The sequence below is a fragment of the Rhizobium sp. BK650 genome (assembly GCF_014195325.1).
Classification (GTDB): Bacteria; Pseudomonadota; Alphaproteobacteria; order Rhizobiales; family Rhizobiaceae; genus Rhizobium.
In genome coordinates this window covers 89,797-108,854 of the sequence record NZ_JACIBK010000012.1, presented here as the reverse complement: position 1 = coordinate 108,854, position 19,058 = coordinate 89,797, and the positions used below count along the sequence as shown (strand labels likewise).

General features: G+C 58.1%; 14 protein-coding genes and 2 pseudogenes. 8 read left to right on the top strand and 8 right to left on the bottom strand.

Going from position 1 to position 19,058, the window contains the following annotated elements; genetic code table 11:
- Positions 1-68 precede the first annotated feature (68 nt).
- The gene (locus tag FHX15_RS24625) at positions 69-1,229 is read right to left on the bottom strand and encodes a glycosyltransferase family 4 protein (RefSeq protein ID WP_246779061.1); all 1,161 of its coding nucleotides are present in this window, start codon (positions 1,227-1,229) and stop codon (positions 69-71) included.
- Between the two features lie 342 nt (positions 1,230-1,571).
- Between FHX15_RS24625 and FHX15_RS24620 the strand changes: the two genes are divergently transcribed.
- The gene (locus tag FHX15_RS24620; RefSeq protein ID WP_184400989.1) at positions 1,572-1,793 is read left to right on the top strand and encodes a hypothetical protein; all 222 of its coding nucleotides are present in this window, start codon (positions 1,572-1,574) and stop codon (positions 1,791-1,793) included.
- Between the two features lie 411 nt (positions 1,794-2,204).
- The gene (locus FHX15_RS24615) at positions 2,205-2,468 is read left to right on the top strand and encodes a DUF982 domain-containing protein (RefSeq protein WP_184400988.1); all 264 of its coding nucleotides are present in this window, start codon (positions 2,205-2,207) and stop codon (positions 2,466-2,468) included.
- A 62-nt stretch (positions 2,469-2,530) separates the two neighbouring features.
- Here the strand turns inward: FHX15_RS24615 and FHX15_RS24610 are convergent, their stop codons facing one another.
- Positions 2,531-3,136, bottom strand: coding sequence for a CGNR zinc finger domain-containing protein (locus tag FHX15_RS24610; protein WP_184400987.1), 606 nt, complete (start codon positions 3,134-3,136; stop codon positions 2,531-2,533).
- Between the two features lie 79 nt (positions 3,137-3,215).
- Here FHX15_RS24610 and FHX15_RS24605 point away from each other — a divergent pair, with 79 nt between their 5' ends.
- Positions 3,216-4,199: a DMT family transporter gene (locus FHX15_RS24605; protein WP_184400986.1), complete on the top strand. Its 984-nt coding sequence runs from the start codon at positions 3,216-3,218 to the stop codon at positions 4,197-4,199.
- 862 nt (positions 4,200-5,061) lie between these two features.
- A complete protein-coding gene (locus FHX15_RS24600) occupies positions 5,062-6,654 on the top strand; it encodes a gamma-glutamyltransferase family protein (RefSeq protein ID WP_184400985.1) in 1,593 nt (530 codons plus the stop codon).
- 133 nt (positions 6,655-6,787) lie between these two features.
- Here the strand turns inward: FHX15_RS24600 and FHX15_RS24595 are convergent, their stop codons facing one another.
- The 6 genes and pseudogenes from FHX15_RS24595 to FHX15_RS24570 form a co-directional block, all read right to left on the bottom strand.
- Positions 6,788-7,609: an SDR family NAD(P)-dependent oxidoreductase gene (locus FHX15_RS24595; RefSeq protein ID WP_246779072.1), complete on the bottom strand. Its 822-nt coding sequence runs from the start codon at positions 7,607-7,609 to the stop codon at positions 6,788-6,790.
- A gap of 340 nt (positions 7,610-7,949) precedes the next feature.
- A complete protein-coding gene (locus FHX15_RS24590) occupies positions 7,950-9,368 on the bottom strand; it encodes an MFS transporter (RefSeq protein ID WP_184400984.1) in 1,419 nt (472 codons plus the stop codon).
- Between the two features lie 83 nt (positions 9,369-9,451).
- Entirely contained in the window at positions 9,452-9,985 is a 534-nt protein-coding gene (locus FHX15_RS24585) for a TetR/AcrR family transcriptional regulator (protein WP_312861900.1), read from the bottom strand.
- Between the two features lie 1,105 nt (positions 9,986-11,090).
- Positions 11,091-11,434, bottom strand: a pseudogene (locus FHX15_RS24580) (SfnB family sulfur acquisition oxidoreductase); the annotation flags it as partial.
- 33 nt (positions 11,435-11,467) lie between these two features.
- Entirely contained in the window at positions 11,468-12,205 is a 738-nt protein-coding gene (locus tag FHX15_RS24575) for a LuxR C-terminal-related transcriptional regulator (protein WP_409527032.1), read from the bottom strand.
- Positions 12,206-12,781: 576 nt separating this feature from the next.
- Entirely contained in the window at positions 12,782-13,867 is a 1,086-nt protein-coding gene (locus FHX15_RS24570) for a hypothetical protein (protein ID WP_184400983.1), read from the bottom strand.
- Positions 13,868-14,410: 543 nt separating this feature from the next.
- Between FHX15_RS24570 and FHX15_RS24565 the strand changes: the two genes are divergently transcribed.
- From FHX15_RS24565 to FHX15_RS24550, 4 genes and pseudogenes are all read left to right on the top strand, one after another.
- Entirely contained in the window at positions 14,411-14,983 is a 573-nt protein-coding gene (locus FHX15_RS24565; RefSeq protein ID WP_184400982.1) for a PE-PGRS family protein, read from the top strand.
- Between the two features lie 104 nt (positions 14,984-15,087).
- The gene (locus FHX15_RS24560; RefSeq protein ID WP_184400981.1) at positions 15,088-16,803 is read left to right on the top strand and encodes a type I secretion system permease/ATPase; all 1,716 of its coding nucleotides are present in this window, start codon (positions 15,088-15,090) and stop codon (positions 16,801-16,803) included.
- 14 nt (positions 16,804-16,817) lie between these two features.
- Positions 16,818-18,263 (top strand): HlyD family type I secretion periplasmic adaptor subunit, encoded by a 1,446-nt coding sequence (locus FHX15_RS24555; protein ID WP_184400980.1) that lies wholly within the window; start codon positions 16,818-16,820, stop codon positions 18,261-18,263.
- Positions 18,264-18,270: 7 nt separating this feature from the next.
- Positions 18,271-18,528 (top strand): annotated as a pseudogene (locus FHX15_RS24550) (transposase); the annotation flags it as partial.
- Positions 18,529-19,058 lie beyond the last annotated feature (530 nt).

Here is a 19,058-nt window from a genome sequence, read left to right as displayed (position 1 = left end):
GAGTTCGAAAACGCGCTGGTCGACGATGGGTCTTCCGGCAAATCATGCTTAGCTATTGCAAACATATATCAGGGGCGCCTTGGTGGGGCATTCATCCGTGTGCCTTTTCTCGCAGCAACTTCGCGATAGAATTCGAGCACGTTTGCGATACCCGTCGACCGGGAAAAGGCACTCAGATCATATGCGAGGCGCCCTTGGCCCACGGTGCCGTGAGGCTTGAGGGCATCAGTCAGCGCCGCTGACATGTCATCGACGGAACCGGGTTGCACCAGAGTGACCGGATGGCGATGCAGATATTCCGAGGGTCCCTTCGTTGCTGTTGCGATAATGGGAAGCCCCTCACGCATCGCCTCAAGTATGGCCAGACCGAACGTTTCCTCGCGAGACGGAGAAACGAACAAGTCGAGATTACTCAGAAATCCAGGCACATTGTCTGTGTAGCCCGGCAAGCGAATTCGACCGTCGCCTGCCGCCATTTTTTCCAGTTCGCCGCGCTGCGGCCCCTCGCCGATTATGACCAGCGCCGCATTTTCTGGCGCAGATTGCCTGAAGGCTTCGATGAGGACGTCGTTTCCCTTGCTTGGATGCAGTCGCCCTACGGCGCCGACCAACCGCGTTTCACGGGGCAGATCCAATTCGGAACGCAAATCAACGGCCTCCTCGCCCGTTGCATCTGGCAGCCAGTTCGGAATCAAACCTGCTTGGCCGGCGTACCCGTTAAGGTGGGACAACTGATCGCGGTTTACGCAGATCACGCCGTCCATGCGCGCGTGTCGCTTCGGCCTGTAGCCGACGTGCAGGGTCGCAATCGTCGTCACGGCACTAGAAACGGTGGCAAGCGCTTTGCTGCCTGGGCTGTGGTGCGCATGCGCGACCTCGATTCCGGCTCTCGCAATCAACCGTCGCAATCGCATTCCTCGCAGAAGCGCTGTTGAGAACCCGTGAAAAATGACGTTGTCGCCGAGAAGCGGGATGATCGGCGAGCGGCGATATCCGGCAACGTGGACCTCATGCCCGAGAGCTGCCTGCCCGTTCGCAAGGTCGATACAGTGCCTCTCCGATCCTGCAATTTCGTCTGCGAAAAGCAGATGCAGGATGCGCAGCTTGCGCATCGCCGAAGATGAGACCTTCCCGTCAATGGAAGGTGACAACAAGTTTCTGCTTCTCGCACCGATGCGTTGCAAGTTAACAGGCATCAGACCCCCGTCTGCCAATTGATCTCTCTTCATGTCCCCGGCATGCTCCAGCCTAGTGGGTGATATATGAATGTTTGGTGGATTTAAACTCAAAGAGACCGGCGGAAGTGCCGCCAGTGCTTTCACGAAGCCTTGGCTTTGTCGGGATCACTTGGCGCGGCTTCGCTAACGATAAGGACACTCAGCGCGTCTCGATGTCATGGGGCATCGGACGACGCCGTTCCGCTGATGACGGTGGGATAGGGTCAGGCTCCGGTTGCGGGTGATTGACGGTCAAATATCAAAATCGTACGCGACGAGCCGCCACGATCACCCTGACGGAGTGGCGATCGGAGAGGCTTGGTCTGCCCGAGGGGTCGGGCCTCGGAGGAACCAATGAGCGCACGTCAAATAAGTCAGCGTGATCAGGCCTTGACGTCGGAAGACCTGGACGTCTGTCAGCAGGTCGTGGATGCCGCAAAGGCGGAATTCCAGCTCTTGGACGACGATGAGGAGACATCTCGAGCAGCCGCGGTTGCGATCGAACTTTATCGCCAGGGAGTGCGGAATATTGACCAACTGAAAGTTCTTGTTTTTGCCGCCAGAGGCAAGATTTGACGGGAACCTTTGAGGACCGGTGAAGTTTGGGCGGCATGGGTCCCGCGGCGGATCTACGCATGTGTCACCCTTCCTCAACTCCGCTGCGTGGGCCCTCCTTCCTCACTTAGGGTAGCCCGCTTCGGCAGGCTTCCTTTGCCCGTCATATTGGGGTTAGACCCGCGGACGCCATGCTCTTCGTATGGCAAACGGATGGCGTCTGTGAACTGGTTCGACGTGCTTTCAGATGACGGCACCCATGCCAATAATTTTCATCCACTCGAACAGCACGGTCCAGCGATCTGGTCCAGGATCAGGCCAAGGCGCCGCCCCGACACGCGCTGTCACGCGCTTTTCACGCGACAGTCTGCAACCTTCTGATTAGTTTTTCATCCAAAACGTGTTCGACCGTATCGCTTGGGGTACCGCGTAATGAAACTGGACCTGCCGACCGAGATTGATCAAGTCGTCCTCATCTTCAAAGACCCCAGCCGACGCTTGGTCGTTCGCACCGTCCACGAGGCTGCCAACGCTTTGATCAAAGAATGGCCTTCGGACGACGGAGAAGAATTCTTGTCAGCCGTTAAAGCCTGTCTCGACGTCATGATCGGCAAAGCCAGCAGCACCGAATTGAGAAGCGCTATCCTGCGGGCCGCCAACGAAGCTGGCGTGGCCGCGGTCGCCGTTCTTCATTGACATTCATACTCCGCGTGATGACGGAGACCGTCGCTTGACCCGTGGCGTCGGGACGCAAAGGATCATGTTTCCTTGCTTCGGAAGCGCTCCACGCGGCTGCGAGTGCCGCAACTTGCTTCGGAACACCACTTGCGCCGTCCGGCCTTTGAGTGATCGAGAAAGAGCCAACCGCAATTGTGTCCTTTGCATTCTCGCACCGGACGTCGCAGTTCTCTACCCGTCAACAGGTCGGCCGCGGCTATCGCAAACACGGCAAGGACATCTTCAGGCTCGTTTAACGGCAGGCTCCACGCCCATAAGCCATCGGTGAAGACTAGCCGCTGTCGCAAACGCGCCTTCTGCGCCTCGGCCTCGACCGTGGCAACGTCCCTGTTGTCAAAATCCTGAGCAGCAGTCTCTGCGATAAACAGCCGGTAGGCCGCCTCCCTGAGCTTTCGTGCTCGTCTTATGAACGATGCAGTGCCACCGGGATGTGAGGCAGCATCATGAAGTAAGCGACCGGCATCTGCGGGCGAAATCAGTCCAACTCGCTGCGCAAGCGTTGCAAGATCGGCGAAGGAGACCAAAAAATCAGGTCCTAAGCGCCCTCGCCTGCTGTCGACCGTATTTACGAAATCAAGGGCCGGATGTCCGCCGCTCAATCTCATATCAGCTGTTGAAGAGGCCATCTCTTGGGAACTCGACTTTGGCTGGCTCGTTGTAACGGTATATATGCACTTAAACCGTTACACGCCAGAGGTTAGTTCAATGGTTTCGTCGAACTTGCTAAAATTCCTTACACTCTGCCTCGTCTGGGGCCTCACATGGATAGGGGTCAAAGTCGGCATCAGCTCCGTCCCGCCCACGGTTTTTGCCGCGACACGGTTCATGGCTGCCGGATTGATACTTCTCGGATACACCTGCGTCATTCGAGGCTTGCCGGCATTCTTCATCGAGGACGCCCCCCGCCTGATGGTCGGCAGTCTACTGATGATCACCCTTTGCTATGGCCCGCTGTTTTGGGGCATGCAGTTCGTTTCGTCCGGTACGGCGGCCGTCGTTGAGATGTCGCTGACGCCGCTCGCCCTGCTTGGGTTCGGAATTTTGCTCGGTCAGGAGATATGGAGTTGGCGTCGCGCTTCTGCCATGGCCGTCGGCATCGCAGGCCTTTACCTGCTATTTGACCATCCAGTGGAAGAGACACAAACGGATGAACTCATCGGCTATCTTGCGGTGATCTTCGCTGCCTTGTCGTCTGCATACGGCTCGGTCATCGCAGGGCCACTGATCAGCCGTTACGGAAGCATTTTCGTGGCGGGATCGACGACCCTGATCGGCGGCACGATATTGCTTGGCTGCGCTTTTCTCGCCGGCGAAGGCCCAGTCCGTGCCTTTCCTATCTTTTGGAGATGGGAGGCATTGGCGGGTTGGGCGTTCCTTATCGTTTTCGGATCGCTCGTTGGATACAGTCTGTACCTGCAGCTGTTACGCGACGCGGGACCGGCACGGGCGGGAAGTTTTGCGTTCGTCTCACCAGCGATCGCGGTCGCGGTTGGGGTTTTGATCGGCGGAGAGACTGTCAGTGCCATAAATCTTCTCGGGATGGCGCTTATGTTGATCTCCGCCTCCGTTTGCCTTTACTCCGATCAGTCACTCCGGCCAACCGCGGGCGAACGGCAAGCGCCACCAATCCCAGTTGATACCCTCAGGACCGCTTGCAGCCCCTCAAGACCACCTGCTGACCCGCAATGACGCTCTTGCCTTTCGCGTCCGTAACCCACCATCTTACTGGTTTCGGATCGTTGACGGTCAAACAGGCAGAGATACGCTCGATTCCTTCCAAGCGATAAGCTGCCAATGCTGGACGATATGGGCCAAGCGGTTCTTGCTTGGCATCGGCGGATGATGACAGTAGCAATAAAACAGCCGCCACGGAAACAATTCTCAACCGTTTATTTGACGTAGTCGCCATCAATGCGCCTCAGACTTCATTGCCGCGGTCTAACGGGCGGTTCAGCGTCAAAGTACAGATGGGAAACGGCCGCCGGATTTCTAGTTGCGAACCGGCGATTTCCTTTTTCATTGGCGCCCTTCCCTCTCGCCCACGCTCGTCCGTGACATGCGTGATCAACTTTGTGTCTGGTCGTCAGATCACAATTCCTCGGGTAACTCCCTCTTCCTCTATTTTGCCCCTTGTGGAGAAACACGGCCTTGCTGGCGATTTCGCCTCCGCGCTTGAAAGGCTGAAGGTTTACCAAGAGCGAGAGATATCGGGTCATGTCCAGTCGGTCATGCCTGTGTTTCAGCGACGACCGAATGCACTCGGCAACACCCTCTCGTTGGCGACGTGGGTGGTCGCGGCATGATCGGCACGCTGGAACTCGTTCGTAACAAGTCCAGCAAGGAAGCCTTCGAAGCGATTGCGTTGCGATCCATACCGGCAAGCGTGCTCAGGCCCATGGCGTCATTACCCGTGCGCTTGGCGACACCTTCTCCTTCTGCCCGCTCATCATGATCGGGCCGGAAATTGACGAGATGTTCGATCGCTCGACCAGAGCGCTCGATGAAACATATAATTGGGCAAAGACCAGCAATCTCATCAGACGGGGAAAATATGCGCAATTTCGAACATCCTGGACGTTCGCTCGCCGTGGCGCGCAATGGTATGGCCGCCACCTCTCACCCTTTGGCGACTCTTGCGGCGATTGAAATCCTCAAGGCAGGCGGTGCGGCCATCGACGCGGCGGTGGCGGCCTGCGCCGTTCAATGCGTGGTCGAAGCCGGATCGACGGGCATCGGGGGCGATTGCTTTGCCCTATTGGCGGCAAACGGAGGCGGCAGGGTTTTTGCCTTCAATGGTTCCGGCCGCACGCCGGCGGCGGCCGACCTCTCGTGGTACAGGCAGGAAGGCATCACGGCGATCGATCGATCTTCTGCGCACGCCGTCACCATTCCGGGCGCCGTCGACGCCTGGACACGCCTTGTTGCTGACCACGGCCGCATGCCGATGTCCGACATTCTTTCGCAGGCCATTGCACTTGCGAGGGACGGGTACGGCATCACGCCCCGCGTCGCGTCGGACATTTCACACCAGAAGGCCCTGCTTATGCGGGAACCTTCGACGCGCCGTACGTTTCTTGTTGGCGACGCCACGCCGCCGGTCGGATCCGTGCAGTATCAGCCGGAACTTGCCGACACCCTCGAAGCGATCGGCCGGGAGGGTCGCGACGCTTTTTACCGCGGTGCCGTTGCCGAGGAAATGGTTTCCTACCTTGCTGCAAAGGGAGGCCTGCACACCAAGCAGGATTTCGCCGAGGCGGCAGGCGAATATGTCACGCCGATCAGTGCGGACTATCGCGGTTGGACCGTGCATGAATGCCCACCGAACGGGCAAGGCGTCATTGCGTTGATGATCCTGAAGATTCTGGAACGCCACAAACCCGCCGGAGATCCGCTCGATGCCGACAATCTCATAAGGGAGGTCGAAGCGGCACGGCTTGCCTATGCTGCCCGCGACAGATGGCTTGGCGATCCTTCGTCATCAGCCGTGCCGATTAAGTTCCTCTTGTCGGATGCGCTCGCTGACGACCTCGCCTCGAAGATCGACCTCAAGCGCCCGGTCGATGCTATAACGACGATCGGCGGGACCGCGCATGCCGACACGGTTTATATTTCGGTCGTCGATAAGGACCGAAATTGTGCAAGCTTTATCAACTCGATCTTCCATTCCTACGGCAGTGGCCTGATGACGCCGAAGTCGGGCGTGCTTTTCCACAACCGCGGCCAAAGCTTCGTGCTGCAAGAAGGGCATCCGAACGCGATCGGCCCCCGCAAGAGGCCGATGCACACGATCATTCCGGGCATGGTGACCAGAGACGGCAGGACCTGCCTGTCGTTCGGCGTTATGGGGGGACATTACCAGGCGATGGGCCACGCCCAGTTTCTGTCGAAGCTGTTTGACTACGGCATGGACATGCAGGCGGCAATCGACCTACCTCGCCTGTTTCCACTGCCGGGGACTTCCAAGGTGGAGATGGAAGAAAGGCTTCGTGTGACGGTCGGCGAGGTCTTCAAGGAACGCGGTTTCGCCGTACAGGCCGCCAATTGGGCAATAGGCGGCGCTCAAGCGATCTGGGTCGATTGGGATAACGGTACTTTGCTTGGCGCATCCGATCATCGCAAGGACGGTTGCGCGCTTGGATATTGATCGGCCCCGGATCTTTGCTGCTTCTCCGCATCCGGCCGGAATTTCAAGCAGTTCGATGTTCCGCAGACAGAGGCTTTAGAGGCGCAAAAGCCGGCATGAGATTTCCCTCGAGCACGTCAGTCTGCAGCAGCCCTCATAGCTTTGCTTGTTCAACCGCACTGAAGCGCAATGCCCTACCGTCCGCAGCAACTATGGCGTCCATGTCCTCTGCGAGCGCATCGCGGTCATCGATACCACGCAAGAGACGGCCGGCAAGGGTATCGAAACGCCCGGCGGCGATATCGGCAATCAAGAGCGCAGCGCGCGCCGGTTCGATGTCGACACTATCGTCGAAAAGCTTCTGAATACCGGGCAGGTAGGTCTTTCCCGCCTCCGATGAAAGCTGCATTTCGGTCATCGCAGTGCGAACAAGACCGGGATCGACGGCGAACGCGCGCACGTTGTTGCCAATGGTTGTGTCGTTCAGACACTCCGTGAAACGCATGATGGCGGCCTTGCTGGACGCGTAGCCAGAGCCATGCGGAAAGCTGTTGCCCGTTCCGCCACCAACAAGGTTTACGATCCGGCCACTGCCCCGCGCCAACATCACAGGGGCTGCCGTGCGGCAAGTGTTGAATGTGCCTCGAAGATTGATCTCGACATCCCGCCACCAAACAAGGGGATCGCAGTCCCAAATAGGACCAAAGCCCTGAAACGAGCCGTGGTTGTTGATGAGAATGTCGATTGGGCCTAATTCGCTCGCAACGCGAGCAAAGGCACTTTCAACGGCGGCAAGATCAATCAGGTCCGTCGAAACAGCGATCGCTTCACCGCCCGCTTCCTCAATGAGAGAGACTGTTTCCTCAATCTCGGTCACCGTGCGCGCCAGCACCGCGACCTTTGCCCCTTCCCTCGCCTGCTGTAGAGCGATTTCTCGACCTATTCCTCGGCCACCGCCAGTTACGACGGCGACCATGTTTGAAAGGCGGGCCATGCTTACTCCGTGTGGCATCGTCAGATTTTGATCTGCTTGGGGCACTATGGGTGCGGCAGTGACTGATGACAATGCCGCGCCGTATCTTTTTGGACTTCGAGCGAACACAATCGTCGTTCGACGCTATCTCCGTGCCTCGCTCGGGTAAAGGCAGACGATCCGCCCGCTTTGCGCTGCAGATACCGCGTGGGCTACCCAGGCTCCGGATATAACGTCTGCCCAATTGCCGCGGGAGAAACCCGCACGTGAGCATCGAAGGCGCAGAAAATCGTTTGACGCCGTCAACGGACGCATCGATGACTAACCCCACCAATGGTCGCGCTCATCGGTGGACCTCTCTGTTCGATGCAAGACCGGCGGAAAGCCATCCTGCAACGAGAAGGCAGAGTGCAATTGCGACTGCTGCAACGCTGTAGGCATGGCCGATGGATCCCACATCTGTTGACGGACCCAGGATCGAAAAAAACAATCCGCCGATAAGAGCTGTGGCTAAAGCGCCGCCTATCTGAAGCATCGAATTGACGAGGCCTGAAGCCAAACCGGACTGCGCCAGGTCAACACGCTGTACGACTGTCTTCACGAGATTTGGAAGTGCAACCCCCTGTCCGGCGCCAACGAGGAACAGTGCAGCGAATAGGAACTCTGGCACCCCTGATGAGATCAGGGCAGCAGTCCCCAACAATCCGGCAGCTTCCAAAGTCATGCCTGCGGCGGCGGAATACCGACCGAAGACGCGCAGAACGCGCCCACTCGCGAATGGCCCAAGAACGAAGCCGACTGCAGCGGGAAGGATTGCAACGCCGGCCTCGAAAGGTGTGCGACCAAGGCCGCCCTGCTGATAGACCGAGAATGTGAGCCAGAACGCCGCAAAGGCATAGAAGAACAGTGCGGCTAGCAGTCCGCGCTTCAATCCCGGATTTTGAAGCAGGCTCGGTGCGAAAATGGGATCTCTCCCCGTCGACTCCAATTTTTTCTCATGCCGCCAGAACAGGAGGAAAAACGGTCCGGAAGCGGCAAGCATCAGAAGTAACCAGATCGGCCACCCCTGCTCCCGGCCCTCGATCAGCGGCGCAAGCAGCGCAAAAAGCGCGAGCGCGATCAGCAATGCTCCGCTGAGATCCAATTTGCTTGGGTGCTCAGATCGGGTTTCCCGCAACATGATGAAGGCCGATGGCGCCGCGATCGCGATTACTGGAAGATTGATGAGGAAGATGGCTCTCCATCCAAGGCCGAGGATATTCAACGCAATCAGCGCTCCACCGAGAAACAGGCCGGCCATCGATGCCACCCCGAATGTCAGGGCGTAGAAGCTGAGTGCCTTTGATTTTTCGCGGTCGGGAAAAATTGCATTGATCGACGCCAAAGCCTGCGGTGCCATGATTGCCGCAGCAAAACCCTGGAGGACCCGGCCGACGATCAGTACCGATGGGGACCAGGCCGACCCGCACAACGCAGATGCGGCGGCAAACCCGACCATTCCGGCTAGGAAGACATTTCGTCGACCATAGAGGTCCCCAAGCCTGCCACCGGTGATCAGCATAGCCGCATAGGTCGTGGCGTAGCCTGAGATAATCAGCTGCATTGTGGATGCGGAGGCCTGGAAGTCCTCCCGGATCGACGGCAGCGCCACGTTGACGATGAAGAAATCGAGTGGTGGCAAAAATGCCCCGGCCAACAGGATGATCAGTGCAGTCCATCTACGCGGGTCAAGTGTATCATTGGGATCGTAGCTATGTCTCACGTTTGTCTCCAGACCGGCCGAGGAATTGGCCGACGACTTTTGTAACAATCTACATTTTGGAACTGTTTGGTTCCTAATTAAGGTCAGTCAAGCGTCCTTAGGGCAAGGTCGACCATGGCCCTCGTCTCCTCGCGGTCCGCTCCCGCTTTGCCCAGGACCCGCATGCCTTGGATCTGGCACACGAGGAACCTTGCAAGTGTCCGCTCATCCAGGCCGGGGTCGATTTCACCTAAGGCTTGAGCTCTTATGATCGCAGCCGCATAAAGATCTTGCAGCCGGCGAAACAGGCGGGAAATTCGGGCCGAAACCTCTTTATCCTCTGGAAGCATTTCCACTGCTGCCAAGACAACAAAGCACCCGCGTAATCCGTCCGTACCCGATGAAAGATCAACCTGTCGCGAAAATGCTTCGCGAAGTGCAGCTTTTGGCGAGGGGTTGGAATGCAGCGTTTCACCAACTGTGCGAATAGCATCCTCGATATAGGCATCAAGGGCACGTAGATAGGCGCCTCGCTTGTCCACGAAGGCTTTATAGAAACTGCCTCGGGACAGATCCATGCCTTCGAGCAGGTCCGGAAGAGACGCATCGTAATACCCACGGTTCCAAAACACGTCCATCGCCTTGCGAACTGCATCATCGAGTTCGAATTCGCGAGGGCGACCAACGGACGGGGATGTCTGGGTGCGTTTAACCATGCCGACCATATGGAACCATTCGGTTCCTATTGCAAGGAGTATTTCAGAATCAAAAGGACCGCCTTGAAAAGAGACGACCCTGAAGTATCCGGGACTCACTCTTCAGTCGAGCAGTTCCGCGCTGACCGCAGGCCAGCCTTTGCCGGATCCCAAGACGGGCGCCGGACTTCAACCGACACCCGGCACGTCGAGCGGAAAGAAGCTCGCATTTATGGACGGTAAGATGGAAACACACCTCGGCATTTTTAAAGAGAAGGATTCTTCGGCATTGCAATACTAAATAACGCACTGCAATATGGCTGTCACAAATCTGTGCAGTTAGGGTTCCGTGTGATGAGGATTTGTATCTATAAGTCGGAAAGAGCACCTGAGCTTACCCTCCTGCTGCGCGAAGGGTTGCCTCTCCCACGCGATACAAAGATAGACAAATGGACCAAAATCAAGGTGGTCACCGATGGGGAAATGAGAGCGGACCTTCTGATTGAGATTGGCGGGGCCGGGTATGCGGTAGTTCGGCTTGGCGCGATTAGACAACATTAGGCAGTAGCACCTCCCCTGCTGCCGCGTCATCACCGGACGACCGTCACATGGTGGGCTCTGTCCGCTGCAAACAGGCACACCCGGCACTCACGAACCAATTGGCCGCCAATTGTCCCTCTCGGATTGAAAGCACCCCTGTTGAGTTGATGGTCTTGGGATCCGAATTACGAGCCTTGAGCCGCTGTCCTCATTCGTTCGTCTTAGGGATAGGAGCGGACTACACGCTGCTCGAAAGAGCCTCCTCGGATGGTCCGCAAATGCAAGTGGTGCTAAAACTCAGGCAGAGCTTGCTGCGGCACTGATCGCCGACTACGCAGACGATGTCGCGGACATATCACCAGATTTCGTGCCCCCGATTTTAAGAATGAGACCTGAGAGGAAGGATCGCATTCTGATGTCACTAGCAAGACGATCGAGTAGCCGGAAACGGTGCCAAGATCTTGCTCTCGCCACCATATCTTCTGACTTTTGAAGCGCCCGTGGCGCCCTAGCTCCAGGGGTGCAGAGGCGGCTTCTCTCCATTGAGGACGTACTTACCGAGGATCGAATATTTCCATCGCACCGGATCGTGCAGGGTATGCGTCCGGGCATTGCGCCAGTGGCGGTCGAGATTGTGTTCGGCAAGCGTCGAGCCGGCCAATTCGAGTAGCTTATTGTTTGCCTCGATAGCGCTCTCAGTCGAGACAATCTTGGCCTCGGCCGTGAAGATCTGCGCTGCCGCAACAGGATCGGCATTGGGATCGGCAACCGCCCGATCGATGGCAAGCCGGCTTTGCCGAGCAGCGCCTGCACCGCATGCAGCCTGAGCTGGTGTCTCCCGACCGCCTGGATTATGGATCATCCCGGGCATGATCCATCCACCGCCTAATTCGCCGAAACGTCCTGTCCGCCGGCGGCTCTCTGGACCAGGCGAGCCACCACTTCAGTGCGGTTCTGCGCCTGCAGCTTGCGCATGATATGCTGCAAATGCATCTTTACCGTATGGCCCGACAAATTGAGTTTTCCGGCAATCACCTTGTTTGAAAAGCCGCATTGCAGCGCTGCGAGGACATCGGCCTCGCGTGGCGTGAAATCGGCAATCGCCAGGTATTGGGTCCTGTCCTCGAGGCGCTTTTCGGCCTCGCTTCTGGCTGGGATGTGCTCGCTTGAGCCGCTCGTGACGGCTCCGAGCAGTTGCGGGAAGAATGTTCCTCCTGCCAGAACGAGGCGAAGACCGGCAAGGGCGATGTCAATGCCAAGTGAAGTCGAGAAAAAGCCGCGTATGCCTATCTTCAGCGCCTGACGGGCTATGTCGACGTCATCACTATTTGAGAGGAACGTGATAGGAGCCTCAGGAAACCGTGCGGCAATTGCCGCAAGATCGTCGCGCAGGCTGATACTCTCAATATCTCTGCCGGCCAGATCCAATGCAATCAAACGCACCTCGGCACCGAGAGCTCTATCGAGAGTCTCGGTCGAGGCCATATCGATAAAATTCCACCCGATGAATTCGCGCTCGAGAAGCTTCACCACGGTGGTGCGGGCTAATGTAGAATGCTCTATGACGACGACAGTTGGTGCATTGCGCCCCGCGCGGCGCTTCGTTCCAGCATTGTTGGACACTGGCGTGCTCCTGAGAATTATGTGCAAACCCAACAGCGCTATATATTATTCCTGATCTTGCCTCATGTCATGACAAAAAACGAGTGTATTCTCGATATCTATAGCCTGACCTCTCATGATAATTCTTATAGTCTATAAGTTTACGGTGAGAGATAACCTGGACATGTAAAGTTCGTCGAAGAGCTTATTCCTGAGAACACGGGATTCCACTTGCCGCTCTAGACTTTCCAGTCTTCGCCGAACTAACGTCCGGCAAGCTGCTCAACAAAGCTTGCAAAGGCACTGAAAAGACAACCGATCTGTGCAAGATCCTTTCAGGTGAGCGGCCCCGGATATAGTGGGCTTCCGATCAGCTCCGCCTTGTTTCGTAGATCAATTCAAAGCAGTCGAAGGCGTCGACAGCAAAACAGCTGACGGGAAAAACAACAAAAGCGTGAGAGCGCTAATGACCCGTTATGATTAGTGAAAAACGCGCTCTAATCCCGCATTGATGCCACAGCTGGCATCGCTTTCGATCCCATAGCAGCCCACGGCACCGACGGATACCGGCTTATAATGAACGGGGGAACTTCTGCGCTAACTGTGCATGAAGCTTAGAATGTCGTCTACGAGAGCCGAATGGGCATCCGTGAGATTGCCCCCTCCGCCATGGCCCCCGATGCCGGCCAGCTGAAGCGCGTGTTGATCATAGAGAATATGATCGATCTGCTGGGCATCCGCCGTCCCGCCGGCGGGAACGGCAATGTTGATGGGATGGAAATAGCCCAAATTGATGTCGACCATGCTGCCGGTCGACAGCCCCGCCCCACCACCGCCGCCGGCATGGCTGCCGGTAAAAATCGTGTCCGATGACAGGTTGAAACCACCGCCATTGCCGCCGATGCCGGCGATCTGCACGGCGCCCTGATCGAAAATGACATTGTTCGTCTGATGAGCCTCCGCCGAGCCACCAGCCGCACCGATCGCGATGTTGATCGGCGAGAAGATGGCGATGCTGACGTCGACGATGCTGCCGACGAAATACCCGTTGCCGCCATGGCCGGCATAAAAATCGCCGGTCAATGTCAGCGCGGTTCCTTGTCCCAACGAGCCATGGGTTGCGGCGTTATGATCCCCACCCGAGCCGCCCATGCCGCCCATCTGGGTTGCGCCCTGCAGGAACAAGGCGTTGTTCGATTGGTCGGCATGAGCGGCTGTGCCGGGGCCTGCGGCCACAGCCATATTAACGGGGGCAAAGACTGCGGCCTCGGTGCTGACGAGCCCGCCGTAGAAGAGCCCGTTGCCTCCGGTGCCCGCATGATTGCCGCCTTCGCCGCCGCCGACGACGGCGTTGCCGTGGCCGCCATTCCCGCCTATCCCGGCCATTTCGGTGGAATGCTGATTGATGAGCGCATTATTGCCCTGAAGGGCGTCAGCCGTCGAATGCGGTCCGGCAATAGCGGTATTGGACGGCATGAAGACGGCCAGTGCATTGCTGCCGATCACGCCTTCGCTGATCCCGTCGCCGCCGCTGCCGGCTGAATTGGGGCTCGGACCGGAAGCGACATCCAGCGGAAGCCAGGTCGGCACAAGCGCCAAATGCCCTGCGGCCACGTTGTAGGCGGGGTTTTGGTCGGCACCCGCTTTGGGCAAATCTTCCAGCAAGGAACGCAGTTCCGTCATTACCGTCTCCATTCCGCGGCTATTTGCGCATCCACCGAATGCGTCACGCAGGCAGTCCGAAATGCCCAGCCCCTTAATTGTTCAACCGGCGGATTTCTCAACCATTGTGCCTGTGAACACGGGAAAAGCGGAGCCTGCAATTCGTCTACATCCGCTCGGCTAGGGTCTAGCCATTTGGCTGCCATCACCGCGGTATTGCGTTTATGCGGCTTCTCGGCGAGCAGATCCCACCCGCTTCCACCCGGCCCTTCCGGCAGAATGCAGGGGGATTTCAGACTAAACAGGCTTTCCCTGGTACCCGTTGCGTGGGACGGGGCTGCAGATCACGCCCTGCCTGCAGCCATAATAACGATAAACAATTGCTCAGAGCCTCCAAGTATACGCCCAAAGGAACGTCACCGAATATCTATATAGCTCGACGTTTAAATCGAAGGCAATATTCGGCCGCGGTTGTATTGGCTGGCGGCGACATTGAATAACTACGCCGTAAGGGGGACTCCGTACAATATTCACAGTCGAAACGAAGTAGAAGGAGCGACATCAATGCCTATTCCACAATTGTCTGACACGATCTATCTCCATAACCCTGATGCCGGCGACGCCAATGCTGGCAATGGCGGCGATGGCATCAATAATGGCAACATCAACTATAACCCGGTTGCCTATGTGGACCCCACGCAGACGGTCTACGGGGCTGATACCCATCTGCACAACGGCGATCACGTTTGGCAGACGGCAGATTGGGACGCCGGCGGCGGCGGAGCCGGTGGCTTCAGCCAGGCCCAGAACGGTTTCCTCGCATCGCTCACCAGCGGCGCTGGCGGCGCGGGCGGAGCAGCCCACTCCAACGGCGATCAAGGAAATACGAGCGGCGGCGACACAGCGACGGTGAATGCCGGCACGACTGCGACGCAATATACGCAGCTTGTGGCAGACCAGCATGCCACCATTCTTGCCGGCGTTGGCGGCAACGGCGGCAACGGCAACAACGCTCTCGGCGGCGATATCTCGTCAGCAGTGGTTCACACAAATCCGGAAACGACGACGGTGAACAATGCTCTCGATCATTTCATAAACGCCTTCGGCCATATCGATGTCAGCCATCTTGGCTCATGAACTCATCGCCCTTGGGGTCGCCGGTTTCGACTGGCGACCCCCAAGGGTTGCTGAACCAACCGGCAGCTTTTTCTTGTCAGTATCAAATGCAGCGAGATCTGATAATGGCAACGATTTCCTTAAAGCCATCGCGCCCGCAGACACATCTCGTTGTTGCGCTCAGGGCCTGTGTCGGAGCCTTCGGGCTCGTCTTCCTCTATAGCTGCGGCTACAATCTTTTTCTTCTGGCACCATCCATCTACCTCCTGCAGATCTACGACAGGGTCCTTTCAAGCCGAAGCGTCGACACGCTCCTGATGCTGACGATGATCATTGCTGTCGCCGTGCTCGTCGGATCCATGCTGGATATCCTGCGCAGGGCAGCTCTTTCGCGCATCGGCAGCTGGCTCGACCACAGGCTGCGGCCGATGGTGCTGACGGCATCGTTCGAATATGCCGCTTGCGCGGACGCCGGCGCCGCCACGGAGTGCTATCGGGACCTCGCCGTATTGCGTCAGTTTCTCGATTCGCCGGCCAGTTCGCTGTTTTTCGACGTGCCCTGGGCGCCGTTATTCCTGCTCCTGCTTTTTCTCGTCCATCCGCTGCTCGGGACCATCGGCCTCCTGAGCGCGCTTGCGCTTCTGCTGTTTGCCTTCCTGACGGAACTGGCAACGCAGGGGCCGCTTTGTCACGCCAATCTCGCGCTTTCGCGCAGCTATCTGCGATTTGCGACCGCGCTCAAGAACATTGAAGTCATCAGAGCAATGGGCATGCAGGATGGTGCCGCGCTGATGGTCTATCGCGATGCCGAAATGGCAAGAAAATCACAAGACGTCGCAATGCATCGCACCGAGATCATTCTTGGTTTCTCCAAATCGATCCGCACACTCGCCCAAATCCTCATGATGGGATCGGCAACATGGCTGGTGCTCGTCAACAGCGGCAGTCCCGGCATCATCTTCGTTGCAAGCCTGCTCCTCGGGCGTGGGCTCGCACCAATCGAGGGTGCAATAGGAGCATGGCGCTCCTTTACCTTTGCGCGCAATGCCTTCAACCGCCTGAACAATATGCTGATCACGGTCGCATCGGAACGCGACGCCCGCATCGTGCCGCTGCCGGAACCGAACGGCCTCGTTCTACACAATGTCAGCTATACCCTGCCTGTCGCCAACAGGCAGATATTGACCGATATCTCATTGCGCCTGGCGCCTGGCGATTGCGTCGCGCTCATCGGTCCGTCCGGATCGGGAAAGTCGACGCTCGGTCGCGTCATGGCTGGTGTGGTGCAGGCAACGAGCGGATGCGCTCTTCTCGGCGGGGTCGATATCTCTGCTTTGCGCCTTTGCGGGGGAACCCGTCACGTCGGATACCTGCCGCAGGATATCGAACTTTTCGGGGGCGCCATCAAGAATGTGATCGGCCGGCTCGATGGAGGAGATCCCGGCAAGGCGATCGATGCCGCAAAGCTGGTCGGGCTGCACGACGCGATCATGCGGCTGCCCCAGGGCTACGAGACCGACATCGGCGAAGGCGGGAACCTGCTTCTGCGCGCCCAGCGCCAGCAACTGGGCCTGGCGCGGGCGGCCTATGGAAGTCCGTCCCTGATCGTTCTCGACGATCCGAACTCGAGCCTGGATTATGACGGCGAACGCATGCTGTTTGCGGCAATCGAGCGCATGAAAGCCCGGCGGATGATCGTCGTCATCATAACGCACCGCATGGGCATCCTGCCGGTCACCAACAAGATCGCCATCATGCGCAACGGAACTGTGGCTGCCTTCGGCGACAGCGACCGGATTTATGACACCTATCTGCAGCCGCCGTCTCGGACAGGAACGTAGGGAAGGATGCGGCTATGACCCTTGTTCAACTGGACGCAAAGGTGGCGACATCTTCGAATTGGTCGAGGACCGTCCAGCGGTTTGCGCGGCGATCGCCAGCGCCGACAAGGCAGCCGAAGATCTATACGCCCGTCATAGAGGCGAACCAGCGCGGACCCGCTCCCCCCTCGCCCATGCCGGTGCTCAGCGGCGTCGTCTGGACGGGCAATCTGTTGCTCCTTGTCTTCGTCATCGGATTGGGGATCTGGTCGGTTTTCGCGCCGCTGAAAAGCGCTGCGGTCGCCTCTGGCGTCATCGAACCGGAGACCAGCCGCAAGACCATCCAGCATCTGGAAGGCGGCATTGTTAGGCGCATACTCGTCAAGAACGGCGATGCGGTCATGGCCGGGCAGATCGTCATCGAACTCGACGACACAAAATCTCGCGCGGAGCGCGACAGCATTCAGGGCCAGCTCTGGGACGCCGAAGGAAGCCGCGCCCGCCTGTTTGCGGAGCAGACCGGCGCCGACCATGTCGACTATCCTGACGATCTCAAGGCAGCCATGGCGACCTATCCCACGGTCGGCGCGATCCTGAATGGGCAACAGAAGATATTCGAGGCCCGCCGGCGCGTAATGCAGGCCGAAATCGGCATTACCAACGAGAAAATCGCTCAGGTGCGGCAAGAGATCGTCGGGCTTCGCGCACAGAAGGCATCATTAGCCGACAGGGCCGCAATTTCGAGCCAGGAACTCGATCAGGTGAGCGAACTCAATGCCAAGGGACTGGAAAAGAAGAGCAGGCTCCTCAACCTCCAGCGGGAAAAAGCCGATCTCGACGGCCAGCAGGGCGAAGTCGACGCCCAGATCTCCCGCGCCTTCCAGGTGATCAGCGAGGCCCAGGCCGATATCGCAAAGCTCGAGAGCGACCGGTTGAACGAGGTCGCCCAGGGCATGCGCGAGACGGAAAGCCAGATCATGCAATTGCGCCAGCGCCTGCGGGCGATCGACGACCAACTTGCACGAACCGATATCCGGGCTCCCGAAGCTGGAACGATCATGAACCTGCGCGTCCACACGGCAGGTGGGGTGATCGGCGCGGGCGAACCGCTCGTCGATCTCCTGCCCCGCTCCGACCGCCTCATCGTCTCCGTCCATGTCAGACCGGAAGACATGAACCTCGTCCGCGCCGGGCTTGAGGCGCAGGTTCACCTCCTGCCCTATAATCAGCGGCGCGTTCCGCTCCTGAAGGGTCGCGTAGAATACGTGTCGGCCGACCGTCTCACCGATCCGCAGAGCGGCCAGTCTTATTTTGCCGCAACGATACGCGTGACGGACGAGCGGCTGGCAAAAATGAGGGATGTCGAACTGATTGCGGGCATGCCGGCGCAGACACTGATCGAAACGGGCCAAAGCAGCGTAGCGTTTTATGCCATCAGACCACTGCTCGACAGTTTCAACAGAGCATTTCGCGAGGATTGAAGCGGTGATGGGCAAGCGAAAATTCGATGACGATCAGATTTCGGGCATTTTGAAGGAGCACCAGGCCGGGGTGACGGTGGCGGATGTTTGCCACAGGCACGGGATCAGCGAGCCTACCTTTTATCGGTGGCAATCCCGGCAGGGCCGAAATGTCGGTCTTGATGTAAAGAGGGTGAGAGCACTGGAGGAAGAAAACCAAAAGCTCAAGAAACTTTTGGCCGAAGCCATGCTGTCTGCCGCAACGCTGAGCGAGATGCTGGCGAAGACGTCGAAAGGGTAGAACTAAATCTCGAGACAGAGGGGTTGTCGTCCGTCCTCTGGTTCATCCACCCGCGGAGCCTCGTGTAAGGGTCGCGCCGATGGAAAGACCGCCTCGTCCGACAGATATATCATTTGGCCTGCTGATCGGGAATCTTCTGCCTGAATCATGGCAGAAATCCTCCGAGCGACCGTGTGCATTCTGGTTTGACGGCGGCGCCAGTGCAGACGTGACGCAAGCCGCGCGAGAAAGCATCGACTGATCGCCGAAACGTTGTTGGCTGGGGCCAACGTGTCAGCAACCGCACGTGCCGCGGGATTGGATCATCGCAACTTACGGGTGGCGTCGCAAAGCACTGTGGTCGGGTATGGTCACGCCTTCGGCGAAAGCCCTAAAGGAGGAGGTCAAGTTTTGCACGCGACGTGCGCGTCGCGAGCAACAGGGAGTCCCTTCGCTTCCGAATACCTCTGGCGGTCGGTAAGGCATGATCGATCCGGTGTCGTTGTTTGCATGTCGTGCCTGCTTGTCCGGCGGCC

Excerpts from the sequence above, each read along its gene's own strand:
- FHX15_RS24560 (WP_184400981.1), top strand. The coding sequence starts at position 15,088 with ATGGCAACGATTTCCTTAAAGCCATCGCGCCCGCAGACACATCTCGTT.
- FHX15_RS24595 (WP_246779072.1), bottom strand. The coding sequence starts at position 7,609 with ATGGTCGCCGTCGTAACTGGCGGTGGCCGAGGAATAGGTCGAGAAATC.
- FHX15_RS24555 (WP_184400980.1), top strand. The coding sequence starts at position 16,818 with ATGACCCTTGTTCAACTGGACGCAAAGGTGGCGACATCTTCGAATTGG.
- FHX15_RS24600 (WP_184400985.1), top strand. The coding sequence starts at position 5,062 with ATGCGCAATTTCGAACATCCTGGACGTTCGCTCGCCGTGGCGCGCAAT.
- FHX15_RS24565 (WP_184400982.1), top strand. The coding sequence starts at position 14,411 with ATGCCTATTCCACAATTGTCTGACACGATCTATCTCCATAACCCTGAT.
- FHX15_RS24605 (WP_184400986.1), top strand. The coding sequence starts at position 3,216 with ATGGTTTCGTCGAACTTGCTAAAATTCCTTACACTCTGCCTCGTCTGG.
- FHX15_RS24610 (WP_184400987.1), bottom strand. The coding sequence starts at position 3,136 with ATGGCCTCTTCAACAGCTGATATGAGATTGAGCGGCGGACATCCGGCC.
- FHX15_RS24625 (WP_246779061.1), bottom strand. The coding sequence starts at position 1,229 with ATGAAGAGAGATCAATTGGCAGACGGGGGTCTGATGCCTGTTAACTTG.
- FHX15_RS24585 (WP_312861900.1), bottom strand. The coding sequence starts at position 9,985 with ATGGACGTGTTTTGGAACCGTGGGTATTACGATGCGTCTCTTCCGGAC.
- FHX15_RS24620 (WP_184400989.1), top strand. The coding sequence starts at position 1,572 with ATGAGCGCACGTCAAATAAGTCAGCGTGATCAGGCCTTGACGTCGGAA.
- FHX15_RS24615 (WP_184400988.1), top strand. The coding sequence starts at position 2,205 with ATGAAACTGGACCTGCCGACCGAGATTGATCAAGTCGTCCTCATCTTC.
- FHX15_RS24570 (WP_184400983.1), bottom strand. The coding sequence starts at position 13,867 with ATGACGGAACTGCGTTCCTTGCTGGAAGATTTGCCCAAAGCGGGTGCC.